Annotated in this window: 8 protein-coding genes; 7 read left to right on the top strand and 1 reads right to left on the bottom strand. The window is 63.9% G+C overall.

The window, feature by feature from the left end; translation table 11 throughout:
* The first annotated feature begins 16 nt into the window (after positions 1-16).
* From AB3X95_RS01550 to AB3X95_RS01580, 7 genes are all read left to right on the top strand, one after another.
* Entirely contained in the window at positions 17-1,567 is a 1,551-nt protein-coding gene (locus AB3X95_RS01550) for an efflux transporter outer membrane subunit (RefSeq protein WP_368620504.1), read from the top strand.
* Positions 1,564-2,700 carry an HlyD family secretion protein gene (locus AB3X95_RS01555; protein ID WP_368620505.1) on the top strand — a complete coding sequence of 379 codons (1,137 nt, stop codon included), beginning with the start codon at positions 1,564-1,566 and terminating at the stop codon, positions 2,698-2,700. Before AB3X95_RS01550 ends, AB3X95_RS01555 begins: the two co-directional genes overlap by 4 nt.
* Before the next feature lie 7 nt (positions 2,701-2,707).
* A complete protein-coding gene (locus AB3X95_RS01560) occupies positions 2,708-3,721 on the top strand; it encodes a DUF2955 domain-containing protein (protein ID WP_368620506.1) in 1,014 nt (337 codons plus the stop codon).
* Positions 3,722-3,965: 244 nt separating this feature from the next.
* On the top strand, positions 3,966-6,656 hold the full coding sequence (locus AB3X95_RS01565; protein WP_368620768.1) for an AAA family ATPase: 2,691 nt from the start codon (positions 3,966-3,968) through the stop codon (positions 6,654-6,656).
* 89 nt (positions 6,657-6,745) lie between these two features.
* A complete protein-coding gene (locus AB3X95_RS01570) occupies positions 6,746-7,573 on the top strand; it encodes a TrkA family potassium uptake protein (protein ID WP_254905717.1) in 828 nt (275 codons plus the stop codon).
* A gap of 14 nt (positions 7,574-7,587) precedes the next feature.
* Entirely contained in the window at positions 7,588-9,324 is a 1,737-nt protein-coding gene (locus tag AB3X95_RS01575) for a SulP family inorganic anion transporter (protein WP_368620507.1), read from the top strand.
* Between the two features lie 78 nt (positions 9,325-9,402).
* A complete protein-coding gene (locus AB3X95_RS01580) occupies positions 9,403-10,857 on the top strand; it encodes a DUF2252 domain-containing protein (RefSeq protein ID WP_176119995.1) in 1,455 nt (484 codons plus the stop codon).
* Positions 10,858-10,896: 39 nt separating this feature from the next.
* Here AB3X95_RS01580 and AB3X95_RS01585 read toward each other — a convergent pair whose 3' ends face one another.
* On the bottom strand, positions 10,897-11,364 hold the full coding sequence (locus tag AB3X95_RS01585; RefSeq protein WP_176365795.1) for a DUF4440 domain-containing protein: 468 nt from the start codon (positions 11,362-11,364) through the stop codon (positions 10,897-10,899).
* Positions 11,365-11,412 lie beyond the last annotated feature (48 nt).

Below are 11,412 nucleotides of genomic sequence, written 5' to 3' on the forward strand. Positions count from 1 at the left end.
GCGCGAGGATGGCTCCGTGTCACCGTTCACGCGTCCGTACGGGATCGCAGCGCTCTTTGGGGCGCTCGGCCTGAGCGGATGCATGCGGGTGGGTCCGGACTTCAAGCCGCAGCATGAAGCGTGGAGCGAGCACTGGAGCAGTGCGTCGATCACGCAGGTCACGCAGCAAAGCGCACAGCCCGACGCGCGCCAATGGTGGCTGATTTTCGGCGACCAGAATCTCGAACGTCTGATCGCGGAAGCCGACGCGAACAACGGCGACCTGAAGATCGCCGGACTGCGCGTTCTCGAGGCGCGCGCGCAGCTCGGCATCGCGCTCGCGGGACGCTATCCGCAGGTGCAGCAGGCGAGTGCCGATGTACTCGCCTCCGCGCGCAAGCGCTCGGGGGGCTCCAATCCGCGCTCCGGTGCGTTCGTGCAGTACGGCGCGGGTTTCGCCATCGGCTGGGAGCTGGATTTCTGGGGGCGTTTCAGCCGCGCGATCGAATCGGCCGACGCCGCGTTCTTCGCCGCGCAAGCGAACCGCGACGATGCGCTGGTTCTGTTGCACGCTCAGGTCGCGGATACCTATTTCACGCTGCGGGTCGCACAGGCGCGGCTACGTATCGCGCGCGAGAACGCCCAATTGCAGAAACGCAGCTATGACATCGCGCAAAAGCTCTTCAAGGCCGGCGAATCCGATGAACTCGACTTCCAGCAGGCGAAGACGCAGTACCTGGGGACACTGAGCAGCATCCCCGATCTCGAAAGCCAGATCGTGCTGGCGCGTCATGCGCTGTCGGTGCTGATCGGGCGAGCGCCTGGGCCGCTGCCGGAACTCGACGTGCAGGCGGGCAAGGAAGGCGTGGTCCCGCTAGTCGATCATGCGGTGCTGCAAGACGTGCCGGCCGATCTGCTGTTGCGCCGCCCCGACGTTCGCGCGGCCGAGTATCAGATGGCTTCGCAGTCGGCGCTGATCGGCGTCGCTAAAGCGGATCTGTACCCGTCCGTATCGTTGCTCGGCACGCTGACGTGGAGCGCCAGTTCGCTCGCGGGCGCACCGAGCACACTGCTTTTTGCCGCGGGCCCGAGCGTCACGTGGAACGTGTTCGATTACGGCAGGATCACGAACAACGTGCGCGTCCAGGACGCGCGGCTGCAAGAGTTGACGCTCGCTTATCAGAACACGGTGCGCGAGGCAGCGCGCGAGGCCGACGATGCCGCGACCGCGCTGATCGCCGCGTTGCAGCGCGACACCATTCTGAATGACGCGCAAGGCGCGGCGCGGCGCTCGCTGACGCTCGCCAATACGATCTATCGGGAAGGGTATTCGGACTTCCAGCGGGTGCTCGATGCGCAGCGCGCGCTGTTTGCGCAGCAGGACGCGTACGTGGTCAATCGCAGCAATGCGCTCGGCAGTGTGATCGCGCTTTACAAGGCGCTCGGAGGCGGCTGGGAGACCGAACAGCCGCTCGTCGATGCGGCGACCCGCGCGCAGATGCGGCAACGCACGGATTGGGGCGACCTGCTCGACGAAACGGCGCCGGCTTCCGGTACGCCGGGGCAGGCCGAAGGGGCGTCACGATGAGCGATACCCAGGATACCCGCGAGCCTCCAACCGCCGCCGCGCCGAAGTCGTCGACGCCCGCCGCCGACCCTTCCGGCAGGGCGGTCAAAGTGGTGGTCTGTCTGATCGTACTGAGCCTGATCTGGTATCTGCTCGCCGACCGTTTCACGCCGTATACGCAGCAGGCGCGCATTCAGGCCTATGTCGTGCCCGTCGCCGCCGAGGTGTCGGGGCGCGTGACCCGGGTGTTCGTCCACAACAACCAGGATGTCAACGCCGGGGACGTGCTGTTCGAAGTCGACAGCGAGCCCTACCGCATTGCCGCTGACCGCGCGCGCGCCGATCTGGAGTCCACGCGCCGTCAGGTCGGTGCCGGCACGGCCGGCATCGAGTCGGCTCTCGCGGCGTTGCGGGCCGCCGTCGCGAACGAGGTCAAGGCGCGCCAGGACAGCAACCGACTCGAGCGGCTCTATCGCGAAGACGAGGGCACCGTGTCGCTGCGACGTCTCGAGGTCGCGCGGGCGACGCATGCACAGGCGCTAAGCCAGGTCGACGGAGCACGTGCCGAAGTCGAGCGCGCGCGGGAGCAACAGGGCGGACATGAGGCGGTAAACGCGCAGTTGCGCAGCGCAGCCAGCGCATTGGAGAAGGCCGAACTCGATCTCGCCAACGCGCGGATCAGGGCCCGTTCGAGCGGTGTCGTGACCGATCTGCGCACGGAAGTCGGTCAGTTCGCGGCGGCGGGCAATCCGGTGATGACGCTGATCGCGATCCGCGACGTGTGGGTTAGCGCCGACATGACGGAGAACAATCTGGGCCATCTGAAACCCGGCACGCGCGTCGAGATCGCATTGGACGTGCTGCCCGGTGAAGTATTCGGCGGGCGGGTCCGGAGTGTCGGCTATGGCGTGAGCGTGGGACAGCCCACGCCGGCCGGCAGCCTGCCCACCGTGCAGAATAGCCGCGACTGGCTGCGTCCTGCGCAACGCTTTCCGGTGATCGTCGAATTCGACGACAGCGAGCGCGCCCGTCTGCGTGATCTGCGGGTGGGCGGGCAGGCCGAAGTGATGGCGTTTCCGACCCAGGGCAATCCGCTCAATCCGCTGGGACACGCGTTCATCCGGCTGATGAGCTGGCTTTCCTACGTCTATTGAGAAGCCTATGCAGCTCATGACCCAGCGCCTCGGATATCGCGCGATACGTGTTGCGCTGGGAACGGCGATCGCTGTTGCGGTCAGCTTCGGACTCGATTTCCCGATCCCGGTCGTCGCGCCGGTATTCACGGTTTTTTTGCTGGCCACGCAGAATCGTCCGCTGTCGTTGAAGGCCGGCGTGATTCTGTCGCTGGTCGTCGCGTCGACCACCGGCAGCGGCTTGCTGCTGGTTCCGTTGCTGCGTCATTACGCGCTGGCCGGCGTGATGATCGTCGGCCTGATGTTGTTCTTCGCGTTTCGTTATGGTCTGCGCGGCGGCAACAATCTCGTTGCCACTTTTCTGGTCGCGGGACTGACGATGATTTCCGCTGCGGGCACGGCCGACTTCGAGCTGGCCTTGACAGTAGTCGGCGCGCTGGCGAAGGGGCTGCTGCTGGCCGTGCTGGTGTCGACGCTTGCGCACAGCCTGTTTCCCGAGCGGACGGACGCACGAGAACAGCCCGCCGCGGCAGCGATGGCGCAAGACAAGGCCGCCTATATCGCGCTGCGAGCCGCGCTCGTCGTGATGCCGGCTTATCTGCTCGCGATGACCGATCCGGCGAATTACATGCCGATCATCATGAAGTCCGTCAGCCTCGGCAGACAAACCTGCACGACCTCGGCTCGCGGCGCCGCACGCGATCTGATCGGCTCGACGCTGCTCGGCGGTCTGCTCGCGATCGCGTTCTGGTTTGCGCTGAGGCTGTTCGTGCATCTGTGGATGTTCTTTCTGTGGATGCTGCTGTTCGGCCTGCTGGTGGGACGCAAACTGTACGGCCTGCAACCGACGCGTTGTTCGCCGGGCTTCTGGCTGAACAGTCTCGTGACGATGATCATTCTGCTCGGGCAATCGGTGCAGGACAGCGTGGCGGGCAAGGACGTCTACACCGCGTTTGCCGTGCGAATGGGGCTCTTTCTGGCCGTCACGGTCTACGCATGTTTGATGCTTCTGCTTTTCGAGCAACACCGCCGTGTGGAGTGAGGCGGTGCGCCATGCCGCAAAGCCGACCCGGTGATCAGCGTGGTCTTCACCGGCTTGATCGTGGCCGCCGCTGTACGTGGTGTGCAGGAGGCCGCGCATCGGGCGCAAAGGACCGGATAGCGAGGTAAGGTATCGCGTGCGGGCAAAGTCCGGCCGTGCGATGTCGATGTCGCCGTCGTCGGGAAGGCGGGCTGGCGCGCGGTATGCTTCCCTGGAAGTCTTGACGCAATGGAGACGACACACAATGGCACGCTTGCTTTGCGATATCTGCGGTGTCCGGCCGGCGACGGTGCGGCTTGCCGTACTTCAGAACAACCAGCGTCAGGTGCTCGACGTCTGTGATTTTCACTACGCGCAACTGACCCGCCATCAACGCTCTCTCTCGCCGCTCGAAGCGCTGTTTCGCGCGCAGGCATCGGCCCAGGAGCCGTCCGCTGCCGATCCGTATGCCGCGCAGCAGCCCGTCGAAGGCGGCGAATCGTTCAGCATCGAGCGGCATTTCAGCGACGTCGCAATGGAGATGCTGCAGCGCGCCGCTGAAACCGCGGCGCAGTTCGGCCGTCGCGAGGTCGATACCGAACACCTGCTATACGTGCTGGCCGACCATGCGGCCGTCGACGCGATCCTCGCTTCGCTCGGTGTGAAGGGGAGCGATTTGCGCGCGTATATCGACGCGAACGCAGAGAAGCGCGAACCAGCCGCACCGAGCCCGCGCGAGCCGATGGGTGTCTCGCCGCGGCTGAAGAGCGCGCTCGATCGCGCGTTCCTGGCTTCCCGCCAACTGGGTCACAGCTCGGTCGGCGCCGAACATCTGCTGATCGGTCTGGCCGAAGTGCCGGAGAGCTTTGCGGGGCAACTGCTGGGCCGGCTCGGCGTTCAAGCGCCGGCGCTGCGCCAGCAGACGCTGCGTGCGGCCGGCGTGCAGAAGCCAGCGGCGCCGCGCCAGCCGTCGCGCACGCCGCAGCTCGACAAGCACAGCCGCGACCTCACGGTCCTCGCGCGCGAAGGCCGGCTCGACCCCGTGATCGGACGGTCAAGCGAAATCGAAACGATGGTCGAAGTGCTCGCGCGCCGGCGCAAGAACAACCCGGTGCTGATCGGCGAGCCCGGCGTCGGCAAAACGGCGGTCGTCGAAGGGCTGGCACAGCGGATGGTCAACGGTGACGTGCCGGAGTCGCTGCGCAACAAGCGGCTCGTCGAGCTCAACGTGAATTCGATGGTCGCGGGCGCGAAGTACCGGGGCGAATTCGAAGAGCGCGTGAAGCAGGTGATCGACGAAGTGCTGGAAAACCAGGACTCGCTGGTGCTGTTCGTCGATGAAGTGCATACGATCGTCGGCGCGGGGCAGGGCGGTGGCGAAGGCGGTCTCGACATCGCCAACGTGTTCAAGCCGCCGATGGCGCGCGGCGAACTCAATCTGATCGGTGCAACGACGCTCGCCGAATATCAGAAGTACATCGAAAAGGATGCGGCGCTCGAGCGGCGCTTTCAGCCGGTGCTGATCGCCGAGCCGTCCGTCGTGCAGACCATCAACATTTTGCGCGGACTGCGCGACAGGCTGGAGGCGCATCACAAGGTGACGATCCAGGACGATGCGATCGTCGGCGCGGCGGAGTTGTCGGATCGCTATATCTCCGGGCGCTTTCTGCCCGACAAGGCGATCGACCTGATCGATCAGGCCGCGGCGCGTGTCAATCTGTCGTCGACATCGCGTCCTGCCGCCGTGCTCGAACTCGAAGCGGAAATCGGTCAACTGCGCCGCGAGCAGGACTATGCGGCATCGCGCAAGCAGTTCGATCGCGCGCATGCGCTCGGCGGCGAGATCACCGCGAAGGAAGAGCAGTTGCGCGAGTCGACCGACGCGTGGAAGAAGAGTGTCGGCACCCACACATCGCATGTGAGTATCGGGCAGGTCGCCGAAATCGTCGCGCGGCTCACGGGCATTCCCGTCGCGCAGTTGACGGCCGAAGAAAAGGAGCGGCTTCTGAATATGGAGCAGCGCTTGCATCAGCGCGTGATCGGCCAGGACGAAGCCGTCGTGGCCGTCAGCGATGCCGTGCGGCGCGCGCGTGCCGGCTTGCAGGCGCGGCACCGGCCCACCGCCGTGTTTCTGTTTCTGGGGCCGACCGGTGTCGGCAAAACCGAACTGGCGAAAGCGCTCGCCGAAGTCGTGTTCGGCGACGAGGATGCGATGCTGCGCTTCGACATGAGCGAATACATGGAGCGCCATACCGTCGCGCGTTTGATCGGTTCGCCGCCCGGCTACGTTGGCTACGAAGAGGGCGGGCAGCTGACCGAACGGGTGCGGCGCAGACCGTACAGCGTGATCCTGCTCGACGAAATCGAAAAGGCGCATCCGGACGTGTACAACGTGCTGCTACAGGTTTTCGACGATGGACGCCTGACGGACGGCAAAGGGCGCGTCGTCGATTTCAGCAATACGCTGATCATCGCGACGAGCAATCTCGCGTCCGACGTGATCACCGGACAGAATCGCACGGGGCCGGGATTTTTCAGCCAGGCGGGCTCCGTCAGCGTGGAAAGCGGCGTGATGAACGTGCTGCGGCAGCATTTCAGGCCGGAGTTCCTGAACCGGATCGACGACATCATCGTGTTCAAGTCGCTGGGCCGCGACGAGACGCGCCATATTGTGCGGATTCTGCTGGAGCAGGTGCGGCGCATTGCCAGCAGCCAGGACATCGAGTTGAGCTTCGACGACTCGCTCATCGACCATCTCGCGACCGAGGGCTACCGGCCCGAGTTCGGCGCGCGCGAACTGCGCCGGCAGATTCAGCAGCGCGTCGAAAATCCGTTGGCGAAAGCGCTGATCAATGGCGAAATCGGTGAAGGGATGCGGGTGGTTTGCCGCTACGACTCGCAGGAGCAGCGGGTGGCGTTCGAGCCCGTCTCCGAAGCAGGGGGAGCATCGTCGTAGAAGGCGCTCAAAATGCTTACAGAGCCTCTTCGCTGGGGGCTCTCGACTATTGACTACCGGCGCAAAAAGGGGGAGCTTGTCTGCTTGGATTGGGTTCGCTGTTGTCTCGATCGTTTCGACTATCCGAGGTGACCATGTGGATCTTCCGTGTAAATGAGCCTCGTCTTGGAGCCATCCGTATTCGCGAATGGCGCCGCCGCGCACGCCACACGGTCGGCCTTCTCGTTCTGCTGCTCTGCAGTGCCGCCACCGGGCTGTTCATCCTGGATCAGTCCAATACCTCGTTCCCAAACAAAGTACTTACATCGGTGTGGGATGGGCTCAACCTCGTCACGACACTCGGCGCCTTTGGCGAATTCAATCGGCCTCAAAAGATCTTCATGCTGGTAGCCATGATCGCGACCATGCTGATCGGCGGATTCGCGGTTTCGAGGCTCACTGGCATGCTATCCGGCGACGACGTGATGGCTTATCGGGAGAACAGGATCATGGAGCGCAAGCTCGACCAACTTGCCGATCATGTCGTGGTAGTGGGATTTCATTCGCTCGGCGAACTGGTCGCCGGGCGGCTGCGCGACGCCGGACATACGGTGCTCGTGCTCGTGGGCGATCAGGGGCAGGCCGAACGGGCGGCGGATCACGACTTTCAGGTCGTGCAAGGTCCGCCCGGCGAATTCGACGACGTGCTTAAGCACGCGCGGCTGGACCGTGCCAAAGCGCTGGTCGTGACGACCCCCGACAGCAACAACAATCTGGCGATCACGCTGGCGGCGCATACGCTGAATGCGTCGCTCGCGATTGCAGTGCCCGGCGAAAACCCCTTGAGAAAGATGTTGTTCGAGAGCGCGGGGGCATCCAACGTGGTGATCGCGAACGAGATCATCGCGAACGCGCTGGTCGGCAAGCTCACGACCTGAGTGGAGGTGGACACATGAAACCAGCGGCTTCCACACGCGCTCATCTGCATCACTCGCCGTTTCTGCAAGGGCTTCTGCCCTTCAATTCCTCTCAACTGCCGCGCGACATCATCGCCGGGCTCACGCTGGCGGCTCTCGGCATACCCGAGGTGATGGGATACACGAAGATATCGGGCACACCCACCGTCACGGGCCTTTATACGATCCTGTTGCCGCTGGTGGCGTTCGCGGTTCTGGGCGCTTCGCGTCAACTGGTAGTTGCGGCGGACTCCGCGACGGCCGCGATCCTCGCGGGTACGTTGACGACCGTCGCAGCATTGGGCAGCAAGGAATACATCGGGCTGACGAGCACGGTGGCTCTGACGGTCGCCGTGATGCTGGTGATCGCGCGAATCTTTCGGCTCGGCTTTCTGGCCGACTTTCTTTCACGAAGCGCGTTGATCGGCTTTCTGACGGGGGTAGGCGTGCAGGTCGCGGCGGGGGAACTCGCCGGGCTGCTCGGGCTCGCGAAAGAGGGGCATGGCCCCGTCATGCAACTGGTGAGCGTGGTTCAACGTGTGGCCGAAGCGAACTATCCGACCACGCTCCTTTCGCTTGCCGTACTCGCGGTGATCATCGGCTGCAAGCGTCTCGCGCCGCATGCGCCAGGCGCGCTGATCGCCGTGGTCGGCTCCATCGTGGCGAGCGGGGTGTTCAATTTCGCCGCACACGGCATCGCGGTGACGGGCGAAGTGCCCGGCGGACTGCCGTCGCTGTTCGTGCCGCCGCTGCACATGAGCGAGATCAACCAGGTACTGGCGACGGCGGCCTCGTGCTTCATCGTCATCATCGCGCAGAGCGCGGCGACGGCGCGTGCCTACGCGGCCCGCAACAACGAGAAGGGCGACGATAACGCCGATATCATCGGGCTCGCGGCGGCGAACGCGGCCGCGGCGTTTACCGGCACCTTCGTCGTGAACGGCAGTCCGACCAAGACCGAGATCATCGACGATGCGGGAGGACGCACCCAGGCCGCTCATCTGACCACAGCCGTAATCGTGCTGCTGGTGCTGCTGTTCCTCACGAGGCCGCTCAGCCTGATGCCTGCCGCCGTGCTGTCGGCAATCGTCTTCATGATCGGTGTGAAGCTGATCGACGTGAAGGGGATGGCCGAACTGTTTCGCATGCAGAAGGACGAATTCGTCGTTGCGTTGCTCGCGGCGGGCGTGGTCGTGTTCGTCGATGTGATGCACGGCATTCTTGCCGCCGTCGTGCTGTCGCTGATCGCGCATGCGCGGCATAGCTATCGGCTGCGCACGCGCGTGTTGACGCGCGGCCCCACCGGCCACTGGATTCCCCATCACGTCGAGCCGAATCTGCTCGCCGCACCCGGCATCGTCATCTACCGGTTCGAGGCGGATCTGTTCTATGCGAACACGGGGCGCTTCACCGAGGAAGTGCTGAAAATCGTCAACGAAGCGAACGTTCCGTTGCGCTGGGTCGTGATCGACGCAACCGAGATCAGCAATATCGACTACACGGCCGGCAAGACCTTGCTCCAGCTGGGTGCCGAACTCGACCAGCGCGGCCTGGGTATCGCGGTGGTCGCGGTGCCGGCTGGCGTGCGGCACGAACTCGAGCGGTATAAGGCACTGCGGATGAGCGGCGCGCATCGCGAGATCTTCGAGACGGTCGATGCGGCGATCGACGCACTGCGCGATCTGTCGCCACCCGCGTGGGCGGCAGCCCCGGACGCCGACAAGCCGGGATAAAGCAAGGCAAAGTGAAGTGACGGGAAGGGAAGTGACATGACAAGGCCGCTTGATCCCGATTCGAACAAGGAGTGACGCGTGTCTGATTCCGCTGCTGAGAAGTCCATCCAACCCGCCACGGATCGCGCCGATCCGAGGACGCTGGCGGCACAGGAAGATCCGTCCATGCTGTTCGCCGGGCGTGGCTCGCTGGCCGCGCGCATGGAGCAGGGCAAGGCGGCGCGCAAGAAGGCGCCGCGCGCGGAGCTGGGAATCTGCAAGATCGTCGATCGCGATCCCATCGCTCTGCTCGATGCGTCCAACGTGGGCCGCGTGCCGGAGCTGATACCGATCCGCTACGGTCGGATGGTCGCGAGTCCGTTCGCGTTCTATCGGGGTGCCGCGCCGCTGATGGCGCACGACCTGTCGAAGCTGCCTCATTCCAACGTGAGCGTGCAATTGGGCGGCGATGCGCATCTCGCTAATTTCGGGCTGTTCGCGAGTCCGGAACGGCGCATTCTTTTCGGCCCCAACGACTTCGACGAAACCCTGCCGGGTCCGTTCGACTGGGACGTGCGCAGGCTCGCCGCTTCGTTCGTGATTGCCGCGCGCGAACGAGGCTTTACGATTCGCGACCAGCGCGCCGTGGTACGCCGGCTCTGCGAGACCTTCCGGCAACGGCTCGCCGGATTGAGCAGCATGGACACGCTCGACGTCTGGTATTGCCAGTTCAAGGCAGCGAGCATGCTGGCGATTGCCGATTCGGTGGAGGAAAGACGGAAAGAACTGGCCGTCATCGAAAAGGCGAGGCAGCAGTCATCACGTTCCGTGCTGACTCGCGCAACCGAGATGGTCAACGGCAAGTTGCGCATCAAGGACTCGCCCCCGCTCGTGTACCACGTCCCACTCGAGAGCAAGCACGACCAGAAACAGTACCAAACGCTGGTACGGCGCTTTTTCGCCGACTATCGACTGACGCTTCCCGATGACAGGCGCGCACTGTTCGATCGCTATGAGCTGGTGGATATCGCCATTCGCGTGGTGGGCATCGGCTCGGTGGGAACGCGTTGCTACGAGACGCTCTTCATGGCCGACGGAGAGTGCCCGCTGTTCCTGCAACTCAAGGAGGCGCGGGCTTCCGTGCTGGAGGAGTATCTGCCGCCGAGCCGCTATGCCAATCACGGCCAGCGCGTGGTGAACGGGCAGCGTCTGCTGCAGTCGGCCAGCGACATTTTCCTCGGCTGGTCGAAGATGCATCACACCGGCAACGACTTCTATGTGCGGCAATTGCGCGACATGAAGGGGGCGTTCGACTTCACCACGTTCGACGTCGAAGATCTGGGCGAATATGCGGTGTCCTGCGCTCACGCGCTGGCGCATTCGATGGCGAAAGCAGGCGACCCCGCATTGCTCAGCGGATATGTCGGCAAGTCGGACGCATTCGACGAAGCCGTCGTGCAATTCGCGCTCGCTTATGCGGAGCAGAATGAGGCGGATTGGACGGTTTTGAAAGCGGCAGTCAAGGCGGGACGTATTCAGGCCATTCGTGAATGAGGTTCTAGTCCCAGCCTGACTTCTTCTCAACCTCATCGCCTAATTGCCTTCCGGCATTTTCGACGAATGATGGCTGGTAATCAGCCACTTGTGTCCGTTCCACGCGTAGGTGAACGTATAGCGCGCCTTGACGACCGAGCCGTCCGCGAACTTGAACGTATAGAGCCCCGAGTCGATCGCCGTATTGCATTCGATCATGATGTCGCGGAAGTCGATCGTGCCGACCGGTTTGTTTTCGAGGAAGTGTTTGAAATAGTCGAGCTTTTCGTCGGCGGTCAAACGCGGCTTGTTCGAGACGGTCGGCAGCAGGATCGAGTTCGGTGCGTAGTTCGCCACTACCTTCTGCGGGTCGCCGGTTTTCAGCGAGTCGTTCCAGCGATCGAACAGTGCGGAAATCTGCTTCTCCGAGGCCGGATGGCACGCTTCGGACCTCGCGAATGCGCTGCCATGCACCACGAGCGCAACCATCGCGAGGACGACGGACGGCCCATATACGCTGATTCTCATGATGCCCTCCGCGATCGACATTAGAGGACGACAGACCGGGTGATTTGG

Source organism: Paraburkholderia sp. BR13444 (genome assembly GCF_040948755.1).
GTDB classification, from domain to species: Bacteria; Pseudomonadota; Gammaproteobacteria; order Burkholderiales; family Burkholderiaceae; genus Paraburkholderia; species Paraburkholderia youngii.

Bases quoted from the DNA above. Each gene is read 5' to 3' on its own strand.
- AB3X95_RS01555 (WP_368620505.1), top strand. From the start codon at position 1,564: ATGAGCGATACCCAGGATACCCGCGAGCCTCCAACCGCCGCCGCGCCG.
- AB3X95_RS01560 (WP_368620506.1), top strand. From the start codon at position 2,708: ATGCAGCTCATGACCCAGCGCCTCGGATATCGCGCGATACGTGTTGCG.
- AB3X95_RS01565 (WP_368620768.1), top strand. From the start codon at position 3,966: ATGGCACGCTTGCTTTGCGATATCTGCGGTGTCCGGCCGGCGACGGTG.
- AB3X95_RS01575 (WP_368620507.1), top strand. From the start codon at position 7,588: ATGAAACCAGCGGCTTCCACACGCGCTCATCTGCATCACTCGCCGTTT.
- AB3X95_RS01585 (WP_176365795.1), bottom strand. From the start codon at position 11,364: ATGAGAATCAGCGTATATGGGCCGTCCGTCGTCCTCGCGATGGTTGCG.